We start from the raw sequence: 24280 nt of genomic DNA, 5'->3' as shown, positions 1-24280 counted from the left end.
GGCGCTCAACGACTTGACGCCGGGCGAGTTTGCCCGGCAGCACAGCCTTCGGCCTACGGCCGAAGGCTCATGAAAGGCCTGACACTAACATTGCAATGTGTCCAGGAAACCCAAGCGGTTCAGAAAGGCCTGACACTAACATTGCAATGTGTCCAGGAAACCCAAGCGGTTCAGATGCGGCGCTCGCTATCTGCGATAGTGTCCAACGAAGAGGGCCCAGCGAGCCCTCCCGGCGCGCTCGCGGTATCAGCGGTTCCACCTATCCTCGGGCAAATCGCTAGCAGCCGCCAGCCTTCTGTCGTCAGTCGGCCAAACGGGCAAGAGTCTGTTTGGGTTGTGCCGCCGGCATGAAACCAGAGCCGATGCGCGCCATCTTACCGTCCCACTCAACCAACAAAGTCGGAAAGCCCGCGACACCTAAATTTCGCGTCAGTGCAAAATCAGCGCGGGTCGCCTGAATGACTTCGTCCGAGGACGAACGTGAGAAAAACGCCTCTGCGTCGGTATCAAACCCGGCGGAGCGCAGCGCAGCGGCACCGACTTCCGCCAGCACCTTGCCATCGGTCGTGTCGAGTCCATCAACGTAGAAGGCGCGCTGGAATGCCCGGAATACGCTCAACAGATTCACCGCGGGTGGTCACCAACGCGCGGCAAATCGGCTCAGTGCGAGACACCGACAGCAAAACCAATTCGCCACCGGTCACGCGCCCTATCTCGCGTATCGCGCTCTCTCTGCCATTGAAGCCTTCGGAAATCTTGTAAAGGGTCCTACCGTTCTCGGTCAGCTGTATCCCGCCGCGCAAGCGCTCGAAAAGACGCACGCCGAGATGGTTCCATCCACGAAAGCATGCGGCTCACCGCGGGCTCGCATTCAACAGTTTTTTGGGAAGTTTAGGCATGACTTGATGTTATGCCTTATCCAACAATTGGGGAATTGCCGCCAATGAGGACGCGGCCTATATTTTCCCTAACGCAGGCCTACCCAGCGAGACAAGACACAATGGACGCACGAGCGAAAACAGGTGTTTCGATCCGATCGGCAGCGAAACGTTATGGGCCGGTTACGGCCCTCGACGACGTGTCGCTCGACATCGCCCCGGGCGAATTCGTGTCGCTGCTCGGGCCGTCGGGCTCGGGCAAGACCACCTTGCTCGGCATTCTCGGCGGCTTTGTGCAGCCGAGTTCAGGGGAGGTCTGGGTCGGTGAGCGCGACATTACATTTGCGCCGCCGCACAAGCGTGACATTGGGATCGTCTTTCAGAACTACGCGCTCTTTCCGCACATGAATGTCGGTGACAACGTCGCATTTCCGTTGCGCGCGCGGCGTCAGCCGAAAGCGACGTGGGCCAGGAAGGTAGCCGACGCGCTCGCGATGGTCGAACTCTCGGGCTACGAGAGTCGCGGTATCGGCCAGTTGTCGGGCGGACAGCGCCAGCGCGTGGCGCTCGCCCGCGCCATGGTGTTCGAGCCGCAACTGATCCTGATGGACGAGCCGCTCTCCGCGCTCGACAAGCAGTTGCGCGAAACCATGCAGATCGAGCTACGGCGGCTACATCGTAAGCTCGGCGCGACGATCGTCTATGTCACGCACGATCAGCGCGAGGCGCTCACCATGAGCGACCGCGTGGCCGTGTTGAGGAACGGCCGGCTGGTGCAGATCGACACGCCCGAGCGGCTCTACGACCGCCCGTGCGACGCGTTCGTGGCGAGCTTCATCGGCGAGGCGACGCTGCTCGACGTGACGCGCGCCGGCGAAGACGCCGTGCGTCTCGGCGATACAGTGCTGCGCACCGCGCATCCACTGCCGCGCGGCGCCAAGCTACTGCTCGCGGTACAGACAGAGAAGCTCGTGATCGACGGCGGCGACAGGCGCGACGCGGTGAATCGTCTGTCGTGCCGCGTCACCGAGGTGCTGTATCAGGGCGAAAGCCTGCGCGTGTTCGCCACGCTCGCCGACGGCACTGCCATCAGCCTCAGGCAGCCCGGCAGCCACGACGCGCGCCGGCGCATCCCGGAGCCGGGCGCGCCCATGAGCGTCGTTCTCGATCCGCAGGACACGATTGTCGTACCCGCCTGAACCCACGCATTGTTCAGCTACGCACCGTTGGAGTAATCCCTTTTCCGCTTCACAGCAAACTGCAAAAAGGATGTTCTCATGAAGCTCACAGATTTCAAGGTTCTGACGTTCGACGTCGTCGGCACACTCATCGACTTCGAGCGCGGCGTGCTCGCCTCCGTGAGGCGCCTCGGCGGCCCGGCAGCGCAGGACCTGACCGACGACCAGATCTTCGAGCCATACATGCGCGGTCGTGCGACCTACCCGGGCCGTTCGAGCCATGAAATGGCGAACGTCTACCTGTCGCTGGCGAAGGAACTCGGCCTGCCCGACGATGCGCAATCGGCCGCCGCATTCCAGCGCGACGTGCTCGAATGGCCGGCGTTCGCGGATTCGGTCGCCGCGCTCAAGCGCCTGCGCAAGCACTTCCGTCTGGTCGCGATGACGAACGCGGACCGCGTGGCACTCTCGGCCTATGCACATACACTCGGCGATCCGTTCGACGACAGTGTCTGCTGCGACGAAACCGGCGTCGCAAAACCCGATCCGCAATTCTTCGCGTACAACCGCGGCCGCCAAGCCGCGTTCGGCTACAAGTTCAGCGACATCTTGCACACCGCGCAGAGTCAGTACCACGACATCGGCATTGCCACCAAGCTCGGCTATGCGACGTGCTGGATCGAGCGCCGCCAGAACCTGAAGGGCTTCGGCGCCACGCCGGTGCCGCAGGCGCTCACCACCCCGACCTTCAAGTTCGCGACGCTCGCCGCGCTCGCGGACGCCGTCGAAGCCGAAGCGCGCCTCGCCGCCTGATCCGATGCTCGCGCCGACCGCACACCCCCTGCCCCAACCCGACTCGCTCTGGCGGGCGCTCCTTGCCGCCTCGCCCGATGCGAATGCGGCGGTCAGTACCGGCGCGCCGCTCGCTTGCGATCTCGCTGTCGAAGTCGCGGTGATCGGCGCGGGCTACTCGGGCCTCGCCGCCGCCTATGCGTTGCAAAAACGCGGTGTCGCTTGCGCCGTACTCGACGCGAACCTGATCGGCTGGGGCGCGAGCGGGCGCAACGGCGGGGTCGTGTCTTCGAAATTCAGGCTGTCGTTTCCCACCATCGACAAGTTGCACGGACTCGATACTGCGAAACGCATGCACCGGCTCGCGCATGAAGGGGTGCGGGTCGTCGAGACGCTGGTCGATGAATTCGAGCTTGCGCGCGCCCGCTTCGAACCGACCGGCAGTCTGCGCTGCGCCCACACGCAGGTCGCGCTCGCCGCGATCCGCGCCGAAGCCGACTGGGTACGCACGCATCTCGGCGATTCGTCGATGACCGTGCAATCGCGCGCCGAGATAGAGCACGAGACGGGTTCGCAAGGCTTTGTCGGCGGCGTGCTGAGCGCGGACGCCGGGACGATTTTGCCGCTCGAATACGTGCGCGGCCTCGCGCGCGGTCTCACGCTGCGTGGCGTGCCGATCTACGAATCCACGCCGGTACTGCAAATGCACCGCGCGCCCGGCGAGCCGCACCTGACGCTGCGCACGCCAGGCGGCACGGTGCGCGCGAAGCAGGTCATCGTCGCGACCAATGCGTATTCGGATCTGACGGCGGCGACCGCACCGTACCAGCGCGAACTCGTGCCGTTTCGCAGCGCGATGATCGCCACCGAGCGCCTTCCCGCCCAACTCGACGCACGCCTGATGGTCGAGCGCCGCAGCTACACCGAAACGCGGCGCATGATGAAGTGGTTCCGCAAAGTGGACGGCCGCATGCTGTTCGGCGGACGCGACGCGTTCGGCAAGGAAGGACAAACGACCGGCTTCGACGCGCTGCAACGCGCGATGGTCGCGCTCTTTCCCGATCTCGCGGATGTACGCGTGGAATATCGCTGGTCCGGTTATGTGGGCATGACGTTCAATTCGCTGCCGCATGTCGGCCGCAGCGACGACGCCACGACCTTTTGTCTGGGGTATAACGGAGCGGGGGTCGCGATGGCGAGCCTGCTCGGCCAGCATGCCGCCGCGCTCGCGCTCGGCGAAACGCCCGAGCTCTCGCCGCTCGGCGCGCCCGGCTTGCGGCCCGTGCCCTTTCATTCGCTGCGCGCGCCGGGTGTGAGACTCGTCGCGGCGTGGTATCAGTTTCTCGACGCCGTAGGTGCATGATGACAACCGCCAAACGGATGCTTCAGGGAACCACCTTGATGCACGCCACCGGGTCCGATCCCGCCGCGCGCTATCAGCGCCGCGAGGACCGCACGATGCTTCTCCTGATGACGCCGGCGCTGCTCGTGATCGCCGTGCTGCTGATCGTGCCGCTCGCGTGGCTGTCGTGGCAGTCCATCTATCACGACGGCTTCACGCTGGAAAACTACCGGCGTATGTTCACCGGCGTGTACCTCGAAACGTTTTTGCTGACCTTCAAGCTGAGCATCATCGTCACTGTCATCACGCTGTTGCTCGGCTATCCGGTGGCCTACTTCGCCGCCGCGCTGCCGCCGAAGCCGAGCGCGCTCGTCCTCGGCATGGTGATTCTGCCCTTCTGGACCAGCGTACTCGTGCGCACCTACGCGTGGCTCGTGCTGTTGCAGCGCACCGGTCTCGTCAACAAGGCGCTGATCGCCTCGGGCCTGGTCGAGCGGCCGGTGCAACTCGCCTACAACCAGTTCGGCACGGTCATCGCCATGGTGCATATCCTGCTGCCGTTCATGGTGCTGCCGCTTTATTCTGCAATGCAGAAGATTCCGCCGAATCTCTCGCAAGCCGGCGCGAGCCTGGGCGGCTCGCCGCTGCACGTATTCCTGCGCGTGTTCCTGCCGCTGTCGCTAAGCGGCGTGTTCGCTGGCGTGACACTCGTGTTCGTATTGTGCCTTGGCTTCTACATCACACCTGAACTGATGGGCGGCGGCAAGTCGATCATGGTATCGATGGTGGTGAGCCGCAACGTCGAGATCTACAACAGTTGGGGCGCGGCGAGTGCCGTGAGCGTCGTGCTGCTGATCTGCGTGTTCGCGATCTTCTATGCCGCGAGCCGCCTTGTGCCACTCGAAAAGACCCTGGGCGCGAAATGAACAAACTCTCGTTCGGACGGATCGTCCTCGGCGCGACCGTCGTGCTGATTCTGCTGTTCCTGATGGTGCCGGTGCTGATCGTCGTGCCGCTGTCGTTCTCCGACACGCGCTTCATGACCTTCCCGCCGCCCGCCTACTCGCTGCGCTGGTATCACTCGTTCTTCGACAACCCCGCATGGATCGACGCCGCGCGGGTCACGCTCACCGCTTCGATCTGCGCCGCGCTGTTCGCCACGCCGCTCGGCGTAGCCGCCGCTTACGCGATCCAGAACGGCACGCACTGGGTCATGCGCTATCTACGCACGCTGCTGATGCTGCCATTGATGGTGCCGATCATCATCGTCGCGGTGGGTGTGTTTTTCGTGTACTCCCAGGCGGGCTACGTGAATACGCTCGGCGGCCTGATTCTCGCCGACACGATGCTCGGGCTGCCGTATGTGCTGATTTCGGTCGGCGCCGATCTGCGCACCTTCGACCGCACGCAGGAAATGGTTGCGCGCAGTCTCGGCATGAATCGTTTGCGCAGCTTCATGACGGTGACGCTGCCGCAGATCAAGGCAAGCGTGATTTCAGGCGCGGTATTCGTGTTCATTCAGGCGCTCGACGAAACGGTGGTCGCGCTGTTCGTGTCGGGCGGTTCGAACCAGACGCTCACACGTCGCATGTTCGTGACGCTGCGCGACGAGATCGATCCGACCATTGCCGCGATCAGCACGATGCTCACCGCGCTGACGCTGTGCCTCGTGACGATCGTCGTGGTGAGCCGTCGCTCCAACGCGGCCCGCGCCTAACCTCTCTATAGAGACGACTACTGCTTGATCAATGCACTGAAGTTCTATATCGACGGCGCGCGGGTCGAGCCTTCGACTCACGCGCGCCGTGCCGTCGTCGATCCCTGCACCGAAGAAGCATTCGCCGAAGTGGCGATGGGCACGCCCGCCCATGCCGATCGCGCGGTAGCCGCCGCGAAACGTGCATTCGTGCCGTTCTCGCAGACCACACCCAGCGAGCGGCTTGCATTGATCCGCCGCATTCTGGAGGTGTTTCTTGAACGTCACCACGACATGGGAGACATCATCTCGCGCGAACTCGGCGCGCCGCGGGCGACGGCGCATGCGTGGCAAGCGGGAATCGGGCGGCGACATCTCGAAGAACTGAGCCGCACGTGCGAAACGTTCCGATGGCAGCGCAGGAAAGGCACGACGCTCGTCAATCACGAACCTGTCGGCGGGGTCGCGCTGATCACGCCATGGAACTGGCCGATCAATCAGATCGCTTGCAAAAGCCGCACCCCCCCATGGGTTTGGCGATTGAGCGTGACTGCCGGCTGTTCCGGACCGCTCATCGCTTGATGGCTGCCGGGCCGCCCCGCTTCAATTCGGCGGCCCGGCGTTGCATTCACGCGCGGCCGCGCAATATATCCGCAATCCGTTCCGCGATCATGATGGTCGGCACATTGGTGTTCGCGCACGGTATCGACGGCATCAGCGACGCATCGCACACGTAAAGCCCACTGACGCCGTACACCGCGCCGCGCGCGTCGCATACGGCGAGCGGATCGTCGGCGGCGCCCATGCGGCAGGTTCCCGACGGGTGCCAGGTGCCGCCCACTGAGCGCGTGACGAAACGCGTCAACGCCTGATCGTCGGCGAGCAGTTCGGCGAGTGTCTCGCCTTGCGTGATCACGCGCCGCACGAGCCAGGCGCGCAACGGTCCCGCGATGTCCAGCAGCGCGCTCAGCGTGCCGCGCTGCAACGCATTCCACGCACCCGGCACGGCCACGCTCGCCACGCGCGGCGAATAGCTGGAATGCAGCAGTGCGCCGCGATGCGCCGCCATCAGCGGATCGGCCAGCGTATTCGCGCCGAAGCGCAGCGCGAGCTTCAGCCGTTCGAGATCGCGGGCGTCGGACAGCATGTTGAAATCCACCGCCGGTTCGCTGCGCGGATCGGCCGATGTGAGCGCGACACGGCCGCGCGAGTATGACTTGTTCACCCAGAAGAAGAGCGTGCCGAGACGCTGGCCGACCGAATGCCAGCCCGAGCGCGACAGGATCGCGCCGTGCATGTCGCCCGGCACGGTGCCGCTCAGGCCCGACGAAAACCGCACGATAGCCTGCTCGTGATGCTCGTCGGGAAACGGTGTGCGGGCCGCGCGCGGTAAAAACGCGGAGACGGCGATCGACGGATGCTCCATCAGATTGCCGCCGACCCCAGCCCGATCCGCGCGCACCTCGATGCCAAGCTCGGCCAGCGCCGCGGCGGGGCCGATGCCGCTTCGCATCAGCAGCGCGGGACTGTGGATCGCGCCCGCGCAAACCATCACACGTTTCGCGCGCAGCACTTCGCTCATCCCGTCTTTGCCGGCGACGCGCGCCCCAATCGCACGCTCGCCGTCGAACAGCACGCATTCGACGAGCGTGTCCGTGCGGTCGTGAGATTCGGGCGAGTGCGCACGCTGTCGTCGAGATAGCACACCGAGGTCGGAATGCGCTCGCCTGCTTCGCTCACCGCGATCGATCCGATATACGTACCGTCTTGCCACGCGCCGTTCTGGTCGTCCCGACGCGGGTGACCGCGCGCGTCGAGCGTAGCGAGCACCGCGCGCACGAACGGCGAGATGCGCGACCACTGTGTGCGCTGGATGCGCACCGGTCCACTCGCGCCATGCAACGCGCCGCCGAAGTCGCAATCGGCTTCGAGCTTGCGAAAGTACGGCAGGCACGCGCTCCAGTTCCAGCCGTGCGCGCCGAGCGCGTGCCATTCGTCGTAATCGGCGGGCGCGCCGCGATTGGCCATCAGCGCATTGATCGCGGAGCCGCCGCCGAGCAGGCGCGCCTGCTCGTATCGACGCGCCGCGGCCGATGCGCTCATGCGTGCCTTCAGGCGTTCCCAGAGATTCGCGGGATCGAGATACGCACGGCCAGGATAGCGGCTGCGCACCGCCGCGGGCATGTCCGTTCCCGAGATATTGCGGCCGGCCTCGACGAGGCAGACGGTCGTGCCGGTGTCTTCGGACAGGCGCGCGGCGAGCACGCAGCCGGCCGAGCCGCCGCCGAGAATCAGATAGTCGATCACGTTCGATGAGTGCGCGGGCGGTGAAACGCGCGCAACGGCCGGAAAGATGAGATTTGTCCGCGAGCCGCGGCGCCGGTCCGTGCAGGACGCCGCGTGCGAAAAAAGATGTGTGCGCTTCTTACTGCGTGAGCTTACTGCATGAACTTGAGCCAGCGTGCCTTCGCCTGGACGCCGGCGTCGGAGGCCCACCATTCTTCCGACAGCAACGCCTGCTTCGACGCATTTTCCGGCGCGCTCGGCAGCTCGCGCGCGCGCTTGTCGTCGATCTTGCCCGTCTTGAAGGCCGCCGGATTGCCCGGGCCGTAGTCGATATAGAGCGGCAAGTTGGCCTGCAATTCGGGGGAGACGGCCGCGTTGACGAACTTGATCGCCTCGGGCAAGTTCGGCGCGTTTTTCAACACGCAGAGCTGCGTGTCCTGGAGAATGCCGTCGTTGAACGTGAAGTCGATATCGGGATTGTCCTTGCGCACCGCGCTCGCGCGGCCGTTCCAGATCATCGTCATATCCACTTCGCCGTCGTGCAGCAATTGCGCCGACTGGCCGCCCGAGGTCCACCACACGGTGATGTCCGGCTTGATCTGCTGAAGCTTCTTGAACGCACGGTCGACGTCGAGCGGATAGAGCTTGTCGCGTGGCACGCCGTCGGCGAGCAGCGCGGCTTCGAGCACCGTCTGCGGATCGTTGCGCAATGCGCGCGTGCCGGGAAATGCCTTCACGTTCCAGAAATCAGCCCAGCTCTGCGGCACCTTCTTCAACGCCTTCTTGTTGTAGCCGATCACCGTCGAGTAGAACTCATAGGCAACCGAGTACGGCGTGCGGTATTTCTCGGGCATCGCCGCCGCATTGGGTATCTTCGAGAAATCGAGCTTTTCCAGCAGGCCTTCCTTGCCGCCGCGCAGACAGTTGGATGTCGGCGTATCGACCACGTCCCAGATCGGCTTGCCGGTTGCGGCCTGGGCTTTGATCTGCGGCCACGCATCGGGAATGCTGTCCTGGTTGACGGTGATGTTCAGCAGTTTCGCAGCAGGATCGAGGATCGCCTTGGTCTGCGCTTCCTGATACGCGCCGCCTTGAGAAACAAAGGTAATCTTCCCCGCAGCATAAACAGGCGTGAGACACGCAGGCACCAGACCCGCGACACCAAGAATCAGAACAGCGGCAAGCGGACGCAACGTTGGCTTCTTGATCACGACTTTGTCCTCGAAACAGTTAAGCGAAAGAGATCGTGGATGTAATGCGCGTTGAGGAAAATATAGTGAGCCAATTTAAAGGCGACAACGTCGGAATTGTTGTGGTGCCCATGACATGATGTTATGGGCAACGCATCGCGTCGGGTGTAGGCAAGACATGCGACGAACCGGCGGCGGCGCCCACCCTGCTGGATGCCGCAGGACTGCCGCACCGGGAGGTGCCGGCAGCATCACCGTAACCTGCCCCAATAGCATCGAATCGCTCTCGAGCGACGAACCGGCGCCATCGCGTCTCGCAGCGGCGGGCGTGAACAACCCTCCCGGCACCAGCCACCAGTCGACCCGCAGTCGCGCACGCCAGATGTACGCTTTCGCGATGCGCGTCGAACGCAGGCTTTTCTTCGGCGTCCCTCAACGTTGGACCAAGGTCTCATTGACCCGCCGGAAGTTCAGGTGTCTTATCGTTTGAGGGAAGGCTCACTTGTCCGTAACCTCATCCACGCGCAGCGGACTTCCCCAGACTGCTGAATTCGTTTGCGGTAGCAATCCGGAAGGTGGGTGATCAGGCAACGCACGCTTGGTCCAAGAACCGCTTTTCTCGGGCTGTCCATGAGTGGGGCGGGGTCGTTGCACGCGCGCTCGCCTCGACGCACCCAATTTCCGAGGACCTGGCGTTGGCCCGCATCCCCGACCCGCAACGGCTCGGAGGTTCGGCAGGCTCGACAGCAAACGACTAGCCCTTTCGGAGGTAAACCGTGGACAAACTCATCATGGGCATTGTTGAATTCCGCGAGAAAATGCTGCCGCAATACGCGAAGCAGTTCAGCAGACTGGCGCTCGCGCAAACGCCCGATGCGCTCTTCATCACCTGCTCGGACAGCCGGGTCGTGCCAGATCTGCTTGCCTCGACACATCCGGGCGATCTGTTTACGATGCGCAACGTCGGCAACCTGATACCGCCGGCGACTGCGGATGGGGTCTCCACCGGTGACCTTTCCGAGGCAAGCGCGATCGAGTACGCAGTGCTGATGTTGAAGGTCGCGAACATAGTTGTGTGCGGGCATTCCGAGTGCGGTGCGATGAAAGCACTGTCTACGCGCAACGCCAAGCTGAAAGCACCGAACCTCGATAAATGGCTGTACCACGCGAATAACGCAGCGTTTCGCCTCGAAAACGAAGGTCCGCTCAATGACAGACTGAAACCGCACGATCAATTGTCGCAACTCAACGTACTTGTGCAGCTCGAGCATCTGATGACCTACCCAATCGTGCAGTACCAGGTCGCTGCGGGCGCACTGGTGTTGAGCGGCTGGTGGTTCGACATCGCGACTGGCGACATGTATGCCTATGAGCGCATGAGCCGCTCATTCGAAGTCATCGACCGCGCGATGGCCGACCGGATGATGGCGCGCCTTGCTGCGAGGGGGCGGTGAATAGGCACGCAGCTCTTCCACACGATTGCCGTCTCGCATCGATGCGCTAGCCCACAGATGCTTTTCCTTTATATAAGCGCTCGTTACGATGACAGCATATCGGTCAATACGTTTTTCAATACCCGAGCGTCTGCCCCGAGACAGCTTGTCAGCCGGTCGCGAACGACCTTCCACGATAAAATCACCAAGTCCAGAGGTGCGTATCTCCGAGGCCACGTCGACGGGGATGCCCCAACAGCCTGGTGCTCGCAACCGTGGTGTCCATTGTCTGCGACTCGCCGTTACCCGCAATCGCAAAGATTTACCGCCTTCGATCATTACGGCGTTACGGCCTTGCGGCCTTCGGCTTTCGCGCTGCGGTAAGCCGACAGCCCGGCCCTCCCTGCGCCGATGACGGCGACCTCTGTACGAATGGTGCGCATGGCAATCTCTGCTGTGGAGGACCGGGTTCTGGAACTATGGGTTACTTGACTGCCGGAAAGTCGAGCGTCGTGTCGTTCACGCGATTTACCAGATTCGTGAAGGTAATCGACGCGATCGCAAGGTTGATTTCGATGAGCTGGCGGTTCGTGTAACCAGCCGCCTGCAGCGCATCGACAGCCGCCTGCGGCACCGTGCCACGCGTGCCGACCAGCGTACGCACATATGTCACCAGCGCGTCGCGCTTCGCGTCGCCAGTTGCAACGCCAGCGCGCACCTGCTTCATGTCGTCGCCCGACAGGCCGGCGAGCTTGCCCATCAACGTATGCGCGGCGACACAGTAGTCACAGCCCACGTGTTCGCTGACGACCAGCTTGATGACTTCGATGTCCGCCTTGCCAAGCGTGCTGGCAGCCACCGCTGCGTCGAATGCGAGCGCCGCGCCGAGCGCTTCGGGGCTGTGCGTGCCGACGGTCGCGTACGCATTCGGTACTTTGCCGACGGCTTTCTTGATCTTCGCGAACACTTCCGCGGCCGCGCCGGTTGCGTCTTCAGGGCGAATGGTGGTCAGACGGGACATGATCGACTCCTTCCTTCAGGGTTGATGGTGGAAACTGCTTAGCCATCTCGTATGGCATGGGAGTCAGTGTAGGGATGTGCGGCGAGTTCTTTAATGCCATATATCCTCAACTTCATGCTCGAACGTCTCATATGGAACTGCTGGACCGACTGCTGTCGCTGAACTGGGAATTCCCCTATCACGTGCTCTTGCGCGGCGAGGCTGTCGTCGAAAGCGACACTGGAGGGAACGGCGAACCGCCGCTTCGCATGAAAGCCGGCGATATCGTGCTGTTTCCTTCAGGCAGCGCTCACAGGTTGCACGACGGTGGACAGCGAGCGCCTGGTAACGCACAGATGTGCGCACCCTGTCCGTCCCCGTTGCACCATGAGAACCCGTTGCGTTCAACGCATCAATGCCCTTCATCGGGCGATTCCCGACCCACAACCGACCTCGCCCGTCTCATTAGCCGCCGTTCACCGAGGAAACGGGATTCAGCATCAAGGCCAGATCGGTGTCAGCGATGCACCAATCGCCGAATAGGTTCAATGTATCCATTGACAGAAGCCGGTCGCGGGTGTGCTGACGATTGGTTTCATCTACGGTGCGTATTTTGCCGAGACGCCGCCGTTCTATACGCCACGATCGCTTTCACGCTCGTCTGGGGGTTCCGCAAGCTGGAAGAGCGCGGGCTGTCCTTTTTGAAACCCGCGGCTGCTGGCCGCCTAACGAGTTTTGCCTAGAACCACGACGGGAGATGCTGACCCGCTGCGGCTACGAACGCCTGTTCGTATTGGCTGATATTGATGTGCTGGCCGGTGACCATGATTTGCTGATTGGTCGGCGTGTTGTCGTGCGCGATGTGATCCACCCACCAAGCCAAACCGCCGTCATCCGATTCTCGGCCAAGGAAGACGTGAAACATGGCCTGCACATCTTCCATGAGACCGACTTGATTGATGGTGTGACTGGATAACGTTTGGTATTCAGGGCTAGCCTTCAATTGGGCGTCAACAGCGCCGAGTCCCTGCGTTGCGGCGAGATTGGTATAGAAATTCAATCCGCCCGTGTCAGCTACGCGATCAAGAAGCAGGTTATACAGGCCCGACACTTCCATGCGTAGCGTACATTCGCCAGGTGTGTACTGCATGTGCAGGATGTTGCCGAACGTCGTGTCGTCAATGACGTGATAGACATACGTCGGCATGTTCGGCTGGTTTTCTTGCGCCAGGTTCTCGCCGATGCTGCCCTGATCAAGAATCGTATGAATGTCGGACTGCGTAAGCTTGCCTCCATACTCGGCATCGAGCATGGATATCAGTGCGGTGATACGCGGCGCGGCGAATGACGTGCCGATGGCGGCAGGATTTTGCGGGTAATTCGCGACCGTGCCCAGGGTGACGTAATTCGTCACGGCCGGATTGGCGCTGCTATACCACGCCAATTGCTCGTGGCCGTTAAGGTCCAGATCCATCGCGCTCGCGCTGATCACGAATGGCGTTGATGCATCAAAGGAAACTTTATTTGGGCTACTCGCACCGTTATTTCCAGCGGCAAAGACCATGGTCTTGCCGCTCCGGAATGCGTCTTCCAACGCGCTATATACGGCAGGATCGCCGTTTAACCATGCGTTCGGCGAATGCGAGAGAGCCAGACTCGCCCAGCTATTGTTGACAACGGGCGATGTGACGGAAGCTACATCGGAATTTATCTGAATGGATTCTGTGCTCCACGAATCGGGAAACTGGAACGCCTGTGTCTGATTCGTCGAGAAACCATACTGTGATGTGTAGTTGTTGATAGTGGCTGTCACCATGTCGGCATGGTTCTCGCCAGCCCTGTTCTGGATGTCATCGATAAGCGCGTAGTTGGCGACATACATAGGATGAATCCAGTGTGTTTGATAGGCGTAGGCGTTACCTGAGGACAAGACAGGCAGAGTACTCCCATTGCCCCCGGCGTCTGTGTTGTAGGGCACACTCTGCCCATTGTTTATGGCCGTCCCCCCGCATATCACGCGCGAAACGCGACGGCGGATTCAACCGGTCGTTGCAACACCTCTGCTCCAATACGGAATCGGAGAGTGGAGCACTATGGGACGACTGAGGAAGCATTGCGGTCTCTCGGACGAGGGCTGCAGCAACGGCAGCTTTTTGAGCCGCTGCGGACATCGGCGCGAGCCTTCAACATACACATGGCACAGCAGTGCGCACGCGGGGCGGCGCCATAATACGCCGTTGATGCCGATTAACTTCTTCAGGCGCTGCGCAGTCCTGTCAACGCCACGCTAAGCCCCGGACGGCGGTTGTTGTTCTTCAGGCAAAGCGTGGCGTTATGTCGATCGGCAATGCGCGACGCAATTGCCAGTCCCAGACCGCTGCCTTGCTCCTTCGTCCCCGCGCTGCGATAGAAGCGGTCGCAAACCCGGTCCAGTTCGGGCTCGGGAATTCCGGGCCCGCTATCGACAACTGTTACGCTGACCTCGGCTCCGGTTCGGGCAAGTACCACGTCGACCTTCCCATGTTCCGGCGTGTACCGGATAGCGTTGTCAATCACGTTATTCAGCAGGACTTCGATACCGGCGGCTTCTGCGTGGATGTTATACGGATCGTCAGTCATTGAAGGGTCGGCGAGGACCAGGCCCAGATCGATCTTCCTGGCTTCGGCAAGAAACGAAGCGTCCGCTACGGCACGCTCCGCGAGTCCACGCAAACTGACGACTTCAAACTGATCAGCGCGGGGAGCATCTTCGCGTGCAAGAATCAGTAGCTGATGCACGAGGTGGATCATCCTGTCGAGTCGTCCCTTGATGCGCTCGAACGTGCCTGGACTAGTCAGCGAGCCATCGCGCTCGGCCGCCTGGATCTGAAGCTTCAGCGCGGCCAGCGGCGAACGAAGTTCATGAGCGGCATCTGCAACGAAGGTGCGTTGTGCACGTGATGCAATGTCGAGCCGGTTCAGCAGATCATTCAACGCATTGACGAGCGGCTCCAGTTCGACCGGATTGCGCCTGTCCAGGCGCAACGGAGCAAGTGAATTCAATGAGCGCGCGGCGAGCGCTTGAGAGATTCGTTCAAGCGGTGACAGAGCCCTGCCCACGACGAGGAGCACGATCAGAATAATCGCCGGAAAGAATACCCCCAATGGCCACAACGTACGTAGCGCGAGACGCAAGGCGAGATCGTTGCGTACCGATACGGGTTGCGCAACCTGCACGAAACGATCGCCCTGCTGTGAGCCGAATACGCGCCAGTGAACCTCCCGGTGTTCGATCGTGTGAATGCCAGCGGGAAACCGGGGAAGATCGATACCGCCCAGCGAGGTGTAATCCGGCGTCTGGGTGTTGCCCCAGATTTCGATGAAAAGCCGGTCTTCTGCGAGACCCTCGAAGTCGGGGCCGCGATGCTCTAACGACTTGCCGTCGGTAAGGTTGGACGGCAAAGAAAGGGCGACCGTGCGCAGTTCGTAGTCGAACAGTTCGCTCGCCTCCGATCGCGCGGTATGAAAGATGCCATAACCGGCAGTCAATACCGCGGCACCGAGCCCTGCGATCAACCACCCGAGCAGCCAGCGGCGGATCGACGTCATTCGCATCTCTTGAGCCGATAGCCGACGCCGCGCACGGTCACGATGTGCTCCGCCCCCAGCTTGCGCCGCAGGTAAGACACGTGAACTTCGATTGTGTTGCTGCCGACCTCTTCGCCCCAGCCATACAGTTTCTGCTCGAGTTCGGAACGGGTGAAGACTCGCCTGGGCTCTTCGATAAGTGCCTGTAACAGGCTGAATTCCCGTGGAAGCAGTGACAGTGGCTCGCCACGCAACGTCACCTCGTGGCTGACGGGGTCGAGCGTCAGGTCACCGTGTGTGTACAGCGGGCTGGTTTGCCCAGTGCGACGGCGCAGCAGCGCGCGCACCCGCGCGGCCAGTTCGTCGAGATCGAAGGGCTTGACGAGATAGTCGTCGGCGCCGGCATCGAGACCCGCGATGCGGTCTTGGACTGCATCGCGCGCGGTCAGGATAATCACCGGGGCACTTCCGCCACGCCGACGATACCAGTTGAGAACATCGACGCCGTCCGCCTTCGGCAGCCCGAGATCGAGCAACACGACATCATAGACATCGTGATCGAGTGAGAGCTCGGCCTCACGACCATCGCGGGCCCAGTCAATCGCATAGCCCGCGCGCCGCATGGTCTCCATGATCGGCTCGCCGATCATCTCATCGTCTTCCACTAACAACATTCGCATGGTGGTGCACCTCCTGACTCATCCGTCACTGCCGATTGCCGAAGCTTAGCGCGGATGCGAGCGGTGCAACGTATCCCACAGTGCGGCGCATCGCTTAATGATGAGCGAAAAGGCCGCTCGCCGCGCTGGACGAGACCGCATTCCGCGAGGGCACCGTTCGCGATTCCGACGATCCCCCGGGCTGCTTACCATAGCCGGTATCGGCGGACCCGCTCAGATCCGACGACTGCTCCATCGCCGGATAGTGCACCTTTGACTGCATGCGATGGTCTTGCGCCGCCTGAGCGCTTAGAGCGCGCACGTCCGCGCGGGTCAGCGGGCCGTTCGTGGGCTGCTGCGCAAAACTCGCAACCGGCACGGCGGCGCCGATTACAACGAGGCTGATCGACAGTAGGTTTTTCATGATGGGTTCCTTTCGGGTAAGTCTGTGGTGAATTGCGTACGCCGGTGTCTTTACGTGTCCGTCGTGGACTGCAACGTAAGGACATGTTGCGACGCACAGCCTCAGATTACGCACACAACCTTAGCGGACGCTTATGCGTCTTTCTCGTCCCTCGCGAATACTCGACTCAATGCTGTCGGGGCGGTTCCGCGTCATTAAATCAGCCGCCAATCAAGCCGCGGACGAACGCGCAGGTGAGCAGAGAGCAGGCAAAAAAATGCGCCGGGAAGCCCCGGGCTAAAGCGCAAAACGGCGAGTTAAGGGTTCCTTAAGCAGCAATATGGAGAATGGCGCGCTCTTTGAGGCAGCCAATTGCGGCTGCCGCACATACTGTTTTGGGAGCCGATTTTGAGCGTACGCAGAACGGCAGCGGCCAGTGCTTGGGCGGCGAAGGCAGCAGCACGGTCGTCTGCGGCGACACCGCCGGAAAGATTGCCGGACGGGGCGACCCGCCGCACATGCTCACGGCGTCTCACACTGTTCGCCATCTGCTCACTTTTGATGAGCGGCTGTACGTGGTACCACCGCGAGCCGCTCGCACTCCAGGCAACGTCGACCTCCGCCCGCACGCTTGCGCGCATCCAGATCGATCCTTCGACCATGCCGTTGCCTGAACTGGCCGCGCATCGCTTCGATCCGTCGGACGGACTCGACATCGACGAAGTCGCCATGCTCGCGGTGGCCAACAATCCGGACCTCAAGCTTGCACGCGACGATCTCGGCATTGCTCGCGCTCAAGCCTATTCGGCCGGCCTCCTGCCCGACCCCCAGTTGAGTGTGGCGAGCGACTATCCGGGCGCGGTGGGCGCGACACGCGCGTTCAACTACGGCCTGAGCATCGACGTGATGGCGATCGTGCTTCGCAGCGCGAACAAACAATCCGCCGATGCCACGGTGGCCAAGACCGATCTCGGCCTGCTATGGCAGGAATGGCAGATCGTCGCTCAAGCGCGGCAACTGTTTATCAAAACACGCTTCCAGCAGGACACCTTGCCGCTCCTGCAACAACAGCGCGACCTGTCGAGCACACGTTATGAACGTATGGCCGAAGCGCATCGCGACGGCAACCTCACCGATGACACACTCACCGCCGCGCTCACGGCGTATAGCGACGCTCGCAAACAGTACAGCGACGCCGAGCGCGCCGCACAACAAACGCACCACGATCTGAATGCGCTGCTCGGACTTGCGCCCGATGTTCAACTGCAACTCACCGACGTCGGCGAAATTTCTCCGCTCGACGACGCAACGCTCGACACCGCGCTGACGGACCTGGCGCAGCGCCGCCCCGATCTGATCGCGTTGCAAGCGGGCTACGAAGCGCAAGAACAGAAATATCGCGCGGCGATTCTTAGTCAGTTCCCGAGTCTCTCCGTGGGATTCGTGCGTTCACGCGACACGTCGAACATTTACACCAGCGGATTCCAGATCAACCTGAGCTTGCCGATTTTCAACCGCAACCAGGGCAATGTGGCGATCGAAAAAGCGACGCGGCAGAGGCTGCGGGACGAATACCAGACGCGCCTGAACTCGGCCTACGCCGATGTCGCACAACTGCGCGCCGACGACGCCGTCCTCTCGCGCCAGCTGAAGCAGACCGAAGCGGCATTGCCCGATGCCGATCTCGCTGCGCGGCACGCGGCCGAAGCGTTCGCCGGGCACAACCTCACGCTCGGCGCCTATACCGATGCACAGAGCGCGGCACTCACCAAACGCATCGACGTCGCTACGTTGCGCGAGGCGCTTGCCGAGCAACGCGTCGGCCTGCAGGCACTGCTTGGCAGCGCGATACCCGACGCTTTCCACTCCGCTCAGAACTTCACTGAAACCCATGCGAAATAGTCCATTTCCGACGCGCGGGGCGCACGTTGCGCTGCTGGTGGTCGCAGCGGCCGGCGGCGCCTTAGCGATCTCCGCCTGCCACTCATCGAGCGCTGCCGATGCTCCCGCATCGGATGCTTCAGCCGACAAACCGACAGTGTCGGTCCAGACCGTGCGTCCGCAGCGCGCGGCCATCGCCCAACCTGTGCACGCGTACGGCATCGTCGCGGCGTCGGCCTCCAATGTCACCACGATCAATCTGCCCTATACCGCCCGCATCGTGCAGATGCGCGTGCAGCCAGGACAGAGCGTGACGCGCGGTACGCCGCTTTTCGTCGTGCAAGCCGATCCGGCAGCGGTGCTCGTCGCGAGTCAGGCAAAGAGCACTGTCGCGCTGGCACAAGGCGAACTTGCTCGCACGCAGTCATTGTTCGACAAGGGGCTCGCCACGCAATCGCAACTCGCGGCCGCCCACAAGTCGCTAGAGGATGCGCAGCAGGCACTCGCCGCACAAAATCAGAGCGGCGTCGCAAGCGGAAACAAGATCGTGACGGCGCCGTTTGACGGCGTAGTGCTTCAGATTTCGGTCGCGCAAGGAGACCAGGTCCAGGCGGGTGCAGCGTTTCTGCAACTCGCCGGCGGCAACGGCAAGGACATGCGCACAAATGTCATGCTCGGCGTTGAACCGTCGGATGCGGCCGCGATTCACTCCGGTGACGTGGTGACGGTGCACGGGCTCTCGGCCTCGCTCGCCCGAAGCGCAGTGAATGGCCGCGTTGCGCTGGTGGGTGCCTCGATCGACCCGCAGAGCCAGCTTGTCGATGTCGGCGCGAACGTGCCGCTCAACCAGAGCGCGTTCATTCCGGGCACGCGCGTGAGCGCCGACATCGCCACGCGAAACGGCACGCACTGGATCGTGCCGCGCTCCGCCGTGCTGAAAGACGAGAAAGGCACGTACGTCTTCCAGATCGGTGTACAGAACAAGGCTCGGCGCGTCGCGGTGTCGATCCAGGTTGAAAACGCCGACCGTTACGGCGTGGACGGTCCACTCGACCCGGGCCAGCGTCTCGTGACGAGCGGCAACTATGAACTGGAAGACGGCATGGTGGTGCAGACCGGTGGAGGCGCGCCGCAATGAATTTTGGTCAATGGATGCAGAAGCACCGGCGCTCGCTGCTCTTCGTCATCGCCCTGCTGGCGATTGCGGGCGCGATGAGTGCCTTCAGTTTGCCGATCTCGCTGTTCCCGAACGTCGCATTCCCACGTGCGGTCGTCTCCCTCGATGCCGGCGACCGCCCCGCCGAGCAGATGGCCACACTCGTCACGATGCCCGTCGAAGAAGCGCTGCGCCGCGTGCCGAACGTGCTCGACGTCGAGTCGAAAACCAGCCGGGGGTCGGCGGAAATCTCGCTCAACTTCAACTGGGGCACCGACATGGCGCAAGCCACGCTGCAGGCCCAGTCGGCTATCAACGAAATTCTTGCCACATTGCCCCCAGGTACCTCGATGCAGGTGCGCCGAATGGACCCCACCGTGTTCCCGGTGCTGGCCTATAGCCTGACGTCCAAAGACCAGTCGCTCTCCGCGTTGCACGATCTCGCGCAGTTCCAGATGCGCCCGCTGCTCTCGTCCGTGGCGGGCGTGGCGCGCGTGGATGTAACAGGCGGCGCGCAGGACGAACTCGAAGTCGCAGTCGATCCTGCCCGGCTCGCCGCATACAAGCTCTCACTTGCCGATGTCTCGAAAGCGATCGGCGCAAGCAATGTGCTCATGGCAAACGGGCGCATTGAAGACCACTACAAGCTCTATCTCGTGATTGCCGATGCCACGATCACACAACTCGACGAGCTGCGTAACGTCGTCGTGTCGGCCAACGGCGCGACGCAGATCCGGCTCGGCGACATCGCGACCGTGCGACGTGGCGTCGTGCCTCAATGGATGCGCGTGACCGCTGACGGCCACGATGCGGTGCTTGTCAACGTCTATCAACAGCCTGGTGCAAACAGCGTGGCAATGGCCAAGGCGATCCGGGCGAAGCTTGCTGACTTCCAGCACCAGATGCCGCGAGGCGTGCATCTGTCCAACTGGTACGATCAGAGCGAACTCGTGATCGCCTCGGCGACCAGCGTACGCGACGCGATCATGATCGGCGTCGTCCTCGCTGCGTTGACGCTGTTCTTCTTCCTGCGCAACTGGAAGATCACCGCAATCGCCGTCGCGCTGGTGCCGGTCGTCATGGCAGCGACCATCCTGCTGCTCCAGGTGTTCGGCATGGGCTTCAACATCATGACGCTCGGCGGTATGGCCGCAGCAGTCGGGCTCGTGATCGACGACGCAATCGTGATGATCGAACATATCGTGCGCCGCATGCGCGAGGGCGGTGCCCGCGCCTTTCATGGTCGCGTGATGGCCGCGGCGCTCGAATTCACCCGGCCGCTTGCCGGGTCGTCGGCCGCGACGTTGATCATCTTCGTGCCGCTCGCGTTCCTCTCGGGCGTCACCGGTGCTTTCTTCAAGGCACTGTCGATCACGATGGCAAGCGCCCTCTTCATTTCCTTTCTCGTCACCTGGCTCGCGGTGCCGATTCTGTGCGACCGCTGGCTCAAGCCGAAAGACGCCGAGGAACACCGCGAAACACGCTTTGCCTCGTGGATGAAGCGGCGCTACGCGAGTCTCGTCGAGCGCGTCACTGAGCGGCCCGTCCTGGTGCTGCTGGGTGTCTTGCCGCTCGTCGCGGTGGCTGCGTTCGCCTTCACGCGCGTGGGCAGCGGCTTCATGCCGAGCATGGACGAAGGCGGCTTCGTGCTCGACTACCACACGCAGCCGGGCACTTCGATCAGCGAGACCGACCGTCTCATGAAGCAGGTGGAAAGCATCATTCAGGCAAATCCGAATGTTGCGACGTATTCGCGGCGCACGGGCGCGGGTCTCGGCGGCGATCTGAACGAGCCGAATAAGGGCGACTTCTTCGTGCGACTCAAATCCGGCAAGCGGGAGCCCATCGACACCGTGATGGAAGAAATTCGCTCGAAGGTCGAGACGCAAGTGCCGGGCGTCAAGGTCGAACTCGCGCAACTCATGGAAGATCTGATCGGCGACCTGACTGCAGTTCCACAACCCGTCCAGATCAAGATCTATTCCGACGACCAGAACACGCTCGACACGACAGCCCGCAAGGTCGCCGCACGAATCGGCAAGATCCAGGGCGTGGTGGACGTGAATGACGGCATCAACCCGGCGGGCGATGCGCTCGAATTGCACATACGGCCCGAAGCCGCTGCGGCGGAGGGCATGGACCCGCAGTCGATTGCGCAGGCCGTTTCCGACATGGTCGAAGGTAGCGTAGCGACGCAATACCAGAACGGGCCCAAAACGGTCGGCGTACGGGTGCGCGTGACGGGCGCAACCAGTTTGACCGATACGCAACTGGGCCAGTTACAGATACGCGCGCCGGACGGACACCTGTTCGCGCTGAATCGCGTCGCAGACCGGATCACCGTGACCGGGCAGCCGGAGATCAGCCGCGACAATCTCAAGCGCATGGTTGCGGTGACGGCGCGCATCGACGGACGCGATCTCGGTTCCACCATCGCCGACGTGCAAAAGGCACTGGGCGATAAGAGCCTGCTGCCGGGCGGCGTCTACTACGAACTGGGCGGCCTGTACCAGCAACAGCAGATTGCGTTCAAAGGCTTACTGATTGTGTTCGGCGCGGCGATCGCCCTTGTCTTCGGCCTGCTGCTCTTCCTATACGAGCGCTTCCGCGTAGCGCTGGCGGTCATGGCCATGCCTTTGTTAGCGGCGGGCGCGGTGTTCATCGGCCTATGGATCACCGGCATCGAACTGAATATCTCCGCCATGATGGGAATGACGATGATTATCGGCATCGTGACCGAGGTGGCGATTTTCTATGTGTCGGAATTGCAAGGACTCAGTCGCGAAGAGGAGTTGCCGTTTGCGGCCGCGTTGACCGCTGCCGGACGAAATCGCCTGCGGCCCATCGCAATGACGACCATCGCGGCGATTCTTGCACTGCTGCCGCTCGCCTTCGCGCTTGGTCAAGGATCGGCCATGCAGCAGCCGCTGGCGATTGCGATCATCTCCGGGCTGATTGTCCAGTTGCCGCTTGTTCTACTCTTGCTGCCCGTGCTATTGAAGTTGCTGATGAAAAATCAGGCCATTTGATCTGTCGATAACTGGCATAAACGGATTGCCGCTTTTCTGATCTGGGAATTAATGCTTCGAATGATGATTTGCGGATGCGAAGGCGACATCGAAAAAGTCAGCAAAGTAACGGGCAAGTGTCGCTTCCTGGCCGATCCAGGTCCGACGATGAAACGGCGAAGCCAGTGGCCCGTAAGCGAACCGTGTGGGTCGCAAGTCGACCCCTTTCTGCCACTGACAAGCTCCCGCTCAAACGCCCGCAATATGGTGTGCTCCGGACATCCCCAGCAGGGCCGGGGCAACGCGTCTATTTCTTCAGCTTTTGACCTCATTGACCTGCACTTCGCTTGCTGCTTTCGCCTGTCGCCGGGTCTACTCAATGAGTATCTGATGACGCCGGTAGGCCGTCATCTTCTTCCAGCCGCGGATTTCGTCAAGCGTCCGAAAGCAGCCGATGCAAAGCCCGGTCTTGCCATCGAATGGGCACGCATCGATGCATGGCAGTTTGACTGCCATCGCTCAGGCCCCAGCGCGGATCGGGTTCACTTCGATCGTCACATGCGACAGTCCCTTGAAACGCTTGAGTGCTGCGCGGTAGAAGCCCGGGTTGCGCCGCGCTTCATCGGTGGCCACCGAAACGATCGCGCTCATATGCCCCGGACCGAGGCGCCAGACATGGAGGTCGAGCACAGTATCGCCGTTGTCTTCGATGACATGACGGACGTTTTCAGACATACGATTGTCCACATTCATGTCGACCAGAATGCCGCCCGTATCGCGCATCAAGCCCCATGACCAGTTCGCAATCACCAGTGCGCCGATCACACCCGCAAGCGGGTCCATCCAGACCCAGCCGAAAGCACGCGCGAGCAGCAGGCCGATGATCGCCAGCACGGAAACCGCCGCGTCGGCAATGACGTGAATGTAGGCCGAGCGGATGTTGTGGTCACGGTTTGCTGCAGCCTGTGCAGCGTCGCGATCGTGCTCGTGTTCCTCGAACTCGACCTGATGTTCACCGTCGGGCAGGCGGGCAACGGCCCTGAATGTGTGCGGCTCGGGAATGTCGTCCTTGGACTCCAGATAGCCACCGCGATCAGCAAACGCGAAGGTCTGGCGTGTGCCGTCGGGGCGGATCGTCGTAACCGAAACCGCATCGGCGTTTAGTATCGAGGAATCCGTTTCGGGTGTAATGCGGAAGACAGGCGGTACACCGTCTTCGAAGACTGATAAGGCGAATACGCCAGCGCTACCGAAGATCCGATGCGCCACCTCATCGTGACTGTGGTCGTCCTCATGACCGTGGCCATGACCGTGCCCGTGGCTATGTCCATGGCTGTGGCCGTGGTGATCGCCGCTCAGCAGCCAGACGCTCGCAAGATTGACCAGCAGTCCGAGCACGGCAATGGGGATCGCCTGACCAAAATGAATGGGCACGGGCGAGAGAAAGCGCGAAACAGCTTCGTACGCGATCAGCAGCGCAATCATCGCGAGTACGATGGCACTGGTAAAGCCCGCGAGGTCGCCCAGCTTGCCGGTGCCAAATACGAAGCGGGTATCGCCCGCATGCTTGCGCGCGTACGTATAAGCCAAAGCGGCGATGAGCATCGCGCCGGCGTGTGTCGACATGTGCAGTCCGTCGGCGACGAGCGCGAGCGAGCCGAAAAGACTCCCACCGACAATTTCAGCAACCATCATTGCGCTGCACAGCGCGATCACCATCCAGGTTCTGCGCTCGTTGTCTTCGTGGGCTGCGCCCAGAAAGATGTGGTCGTGTCCCGCCCCGAAAGCGGCGTCCTCGAATTGGCTCATGT

General features: G+C 62.1%; 19 protein-coding genes and 4 pseudogenes. 11 read left to right on the top strand and 12 right to left on the bottom strand.

The features are described from left to right. Positions 1–301: 301 nt before the first annotated feature. Both ABQJ48_RS13395 and ABQJ48_RS13390 read right to left on the bottom strand, forming a co-directional pair. Positions 302–628 (bottom strand): DsbA family protein, encoded by a 327-nt coding sequence (locus ABQJ48_RS13395; protein ID WP_367838482.1) that lies wholly within the window; start codon positions 626–628, stop codon positions 302–304. 40 nt (positions 629–668) lie between these two features. Continuing rightward, positions 669–867, bottom strand: a pseudogene (locus ABQJ48_RS13390) (LysR family transcriptional regulator); the annotation flags it as partial. A gap of 133 nt (positions 868–1000) precedes the next feature. On the opposite strand from ABQJ48_RS13390, the gene ABQJ48_RS13385 reads away from it, so the two are divergent. The 6 genes and pseudogenes from ABQJ48_RS13385 to ABQJ48_RS13360 all read left to right on the top strand — a co-directional run. Beyond that, positions 1001–2077, top strand: coding sequence for an ABC transporter ATP-binding protein (locus tag ABQJ48_RS13385; RefSeq protein WP_367838481.1), 1077 nt, complete (start codon positions 1001–1003; stop codon positions 2075–2077). A 78-nt stretch (positions 2078–2155) separates the two neighbouring features. Continuing rightward, entirely contained in the window at positions 2156–2869 is a 714-nt protein-coding gene (locus ABQJ48_RS13380) for an HAD-IA family hydrolase (RefSeq protein ID WP_367838480.1), read from the top strand. Positions 2870–2873: 4 nt separating this feature from the next. Then, positions 2874–4211, top strand: coding sequence for an NAD(P)/FAD-dependent oxidoreductase (locus ABQJ48_RS13375; protein ID WP_367838479.1), 1338 nt, complete (start codon positions 2874–2876; stop codon positions 4209–4211). After that, the gene (locus tag ABQJ48_RS13370; RefSeq protein WP_367838478.1) at positions 4208–5116 is read left to right on the top strand and encodes an ABC transporter permease; all 909 of its coding nucleotides are present in this window, start codon (positions 4208–4210) and stop codon (positions 5114–5116) included. Before ABQJ48_RS13375 ends, ABQJ48_RS13370 begins: the two co-directional genes overlap by 4 nt. Further along, positions 5113–5907 carry an ABC transporter permease gene (locus ABQJ48_RS13365; protein ID WP_367838477.1) on the top strand — a complete coding sequence of 265 codons (795 nt, stop codon included), beginning with the start codon at positions 5113–5115 and terminating at the stop codon, positions 5905–5907. The genes ABQJ48_RS13370 and ABQJ48_RS13365 overlap by 4 nt, the downstream gene beginning before the upstream one ends. 24 nt (positions 5908–5931) lie before the next feature. Continuing rightward, positions 5932–6450: pseudogene (locus tag ABQJ48_RS13360) on the top strand (aldehyde dehydrogenase family protein); the annotation flags it as partial. 64 nt (positions 6451–6514) lie between these two features. Here the strand turns inward: ABQJ48_RS13360 and ABQJ48_RS13355 are convergent. Both ABQJ48_RS13355 and ABQJ48_RS13350 read right to left on the bottom strand, forming a co-directional pair. Next, positions 6515–8193: pseudogene (locus tag ABQJ48_RS13355) on the bottom strand (GMC family oxidoreductase). A gap of 131 nt (positions 8194–8324) precedes the next feature. Then, positions 8325–9383, bottom strand: a complete 1059-nt coding sequence (locus ABQJ48_RS13350; protein ID WP_367838476.1) for an ABC transporter substrate-binding protein — start codon at positions 9381–9383, stop codon at positions 8325–8327. Between the two features lie 755 nt (positions 9384–10138). Between ABQJ48_RS13350 and ABQJ48_RS13345 the strand changes: the two genes are divergently transcribed. After that, positions 10139–10816: a carbonic anhydrase gene (locus ABQJ48_RS13345; RefSeq protein WP_367838475.1), complete on the top strand. Its 678-nt coding sequence runs from the start codon at positions 10139–10141 to the stop codon at positions 10814–10816. Between the two features lie 463 nt (positions 10817–11279). On the opposite strand, the gene ABQJ48_RS13340 is transcribed toward ABQJ48_RS13345, so the two are convergent. Further along, positions 11280–11816 carry a carboxymuconolactone decarboxylase family protein gene (locus tag ABQJ48_RS13340; protein WP_367838474.1) on the bottom strand — a complete coding sequence of 179 codons (537 nt, stop codon included), beginning with the start codon at positions 11814–11816 and terminating at the stop codon, positions 11280–11282. A 74-nt stretch (positions 11817–11890) separates the two neighbouring features. On the opposite strand from ABQJ48_RS13340, the pseudogene ABQJ48_RS13335 reads away from it, so the two are divergent. Then, a pseudogene (locus ABQJ48_RS13335) lies at positions 11891–12151 on the top strand (cupin domain-containing protein); the annotation flags it as partial. 109 nt (positions 12152–12260) lie between these two features. Here the strand turns inward: ABQJ48_RS13335 and ABQJ48_RS13330 are convergent. The 5 genes from ABQJ48_RS13330 to ABQJ48_RS13310 all read right to left on the bottom strand — a co-directional run bounded on the left by ABQJ48_RS13330 (position 12261) and on the right by ABQJ48_RS13310 (position 16445). Then, the gene (locus ABQJ48_RS13330; RefSeq protein ID WP_473094134.1) at positions 12261–12359 is read right to left on the bottom strand and encodes a hypothetical protein; all 99 of its coding nucleotides are present in this window, start codon (positions 12357–12359) and stop codon (positions 12261–12263) included. A gap of 175 nt (positions 12360–12534) precedes the next feature. Next, entirely contained in the window at positions 12535–13677 is a 1143-nt protein-coding gene (locus ABQJ48_RS13325) for a S8 family serine peptidase (RefSeq protein WP_367838473.1), read from the bottom strand. A 374-nt stretch (positions 13678–14051) separates the two neighbouring features. Beyond that, positions 14052–15383 carry an ATP-binding protein gene (locus tag ABQJ48_RS13320; protein WP_367838472.1) on the bottom strand — a complete coding sequence of 444 codons (1332 nt, stop codon included), beginning with the start codon at positions 15381–15383 and terminating at the stop codon, positions 14052–14054. Next, positions 15380–16042: a response regulator gene (locus ABQJ48_RS13315; RefSeq protein WP_367838471.1), complete on the bottom strand. Its 663-nt coding sequence runs from the start codon at positions 16040–16042 to the stop codon at positions 15380–15382. Before ABQJ48_RS13315 ends, ABQJ48_RS13320 begins: the two co-directional genes overlap by 4 nt. 94 nt (positions 16043–16136) lie before the next feature. Next, positions 16137–16445, bottom strand: a complete 309-nt coding sequence (locus ABQJ48_RS13310) for a DUF4148 domain-containing protein (protein WP_367838470.1) — start codon at positions 16443–16445, stop codon at positions 16137–16139. 540 nt (positions 16446–16985) lie between these two features. Here ABQJ48_RS13310 and ABQJ48_RS13305 point away from each other — a divergent pair. From ABQJ48_RS13305 to ABQJ48_RS13295, 3 genes are read left to right on the top strand one after another with little or no spacing between them, the layout of a single operon-like run. After that, a complete protein-coding gene (locus ABQJ48_RS13305; RefSeq protein WP_367838469.1) occupies positions 16986–18326 on the top strand; it encodes a TolC family protein in 1341 nt (446 codons plus the stop codon). Beyond that, positions 18316–19443 (top strand): efflux RND transporter periplasmic adaptor subunit, encoded by a 1128-nt coding sequence (locus tag ABQJ48_RS13300; RefSeq protein WP_367838468.1) that lies wholly within the window; start codon positions 18316–18318, stop codon positions 19441–19443. The genes ABQJ48_RS13305 and ABQJ48_RS13300 overlap by 11 nt, the downstream gene beginning before the upstream one ends. Next, on the top strand, positions 19440–22490 hold the full coding sequence (locus ABQJ48_RS13295) for an efflux RND transporter permease subunit (RefSeq protein ID WP_367838467.1): 3051 nt from the start codon (positions 19440–19442) through the stop codon (positions 22488–22490). Before ABQJ48_RS13300 ends, ABQJ48_RS13295 begins: the two co-directional genes overlap by 4 nt. Positions 22491–22841: 351 nt before the next feature. Here ABQJ48_RS13295 and ABQJ48_RS13290 read toward each other — a convergent pair whose 3' ends face one another. Next, entirely contained in the window at positions 22842–22985 is a 144-nt protein-coding gene (locus tag ABQJ48_RS13290) for a DUF1289 domain-containing protein (protein WP_367838466.1), read from the bottom strand. A gap of 3 nt (positions 22986–22988) precedes the next feature. After that, a complete protein-coding gene (gene dmeF / locus ABQJ48_RS13285) occupies positions 22989–24278 on the bottom strand; it encodes a CDF family Co(II)/Ni(II) efflux transporter DmeF (protein ID WP_367838465.1) in 1290 nt (429 codons plus the stop codon). Positions 24279–24280: the final 2 nt, after the last annotated feature.

Origin of the sequence: Paraburkholderia suaedae (assembly GCF_040812055.1) — a bacterium.
Lineage (GTDB): Bacteria > Pseudomonadota > Gammaproteobacteria > Burkholderiales > Burkholderiaceae > Paraburkholderia.
This window is presented reverse-complemented; position numbering and strand designations above follow the sequence as displayed.

Coding starts and splice junctions, on each gene's coding strand:
- ABQJ48_RS13325 (WP_367838473.1), bottom strand. CDS start 13,677: ATGTATGTCGCCAACTACGCGCTTATCGATGACATCCAGAACAGGGCT.
- ABQJ48_RS13340 (WP_367838474.1), bottom strand. CDS start 11,816: ATGTCCCGTCTGACCACCATTCGCCCTGAAGACGCAACCGGCGCGGCC.
- ABQJ48_RS13385 (WP_367838481.1), top strand. CDS start 1,001: ATGGACGCACGAGCGAAAACAGGTGTTTCGATCCGATCGGCAGCGAAA.
- ABQJ48_RS13300 (WP_367838468.1), top strand. CDS start 18,316: ATGCGAAATAGTCCATTTCCGACGCGCGGGGCGCACGTTGCGCTGCTG.
- ABQJ48_RS13375 (WP_367838479.1), top strand. CDS start 2,874: ATGCTCGCGCCGACCGCACACCCCCTGCCCCAACCCGACTCGCTCTGG.
- dmeF (WP_367838465.1), bottom strand. CDS start 24,278: ATGAGCCAATTCGAGGACGCCGCTTTCGGGGCGGGACACGACCACATC.
- ABQJ48_RS13365 (WP_367838477.1), top strand. CDS start 5,113: ATGAACAAACTCTCGTTCGGACGGATCGTCCTCGGCGCGACCGTCGTG.
- ABQJ48_RS13320 (WP_367838472.1), bottom strand. CDS start 15,383: ATGACGTCGATCCGCCGCTGGCTGCTCGGGTGGTTGATCGCAGGGCTC.
- ABQJ48_RS13310 (WP_367838470.1), bottom strand. CDS start 16,445: ATGAAAAACCTACTGTCGATCAGCCTCGTTGTAATCGGCGCCGCCGTG.
- ABQJ48_RS13315 (WP_367838471.1), bottom strand. CDS start 16,042: ATGCGAATGTTGTTAGTGGAAGACGATGAGATGATCGGCGAGCCGATC.
- ABQJ48_RS13370 (WP_367838478.1), top strand. CDS start 4,208: ATGATGACAACCGCCAAACGGATGCTTCAGGGAACCACCTTGATGCAC.
- ABQJ48_RS13305 (WP_367838469.1), top strand. CDS start 16,986: ATGAGCGGCTGTACGTGGTACCACCGCGAGCCGCTCGCACTCCAGGCA.
- ABQJ48_RS13380 (WP_367838480.1), top strand. CDS start 2,156: ATGAAGCTCACAGATTTCAAGGTTCTGACGTTCGACGTCGTCGGCACA.
- ABQJ48_RS13290 (WP_367838466.1), bottom strand. CDS start 22,985: ATGGCAGTCAAACTGCCATGCATCGATGCGTGCCCATTCGATGGCAAG.
- ABQJ48_RS13295 (WP_367838467.1), top strand. CDS start 19,440: ATGAATTTTGGTCAATGGATGCAGAAGCACCGGCGCTCGCTGCTCTTC.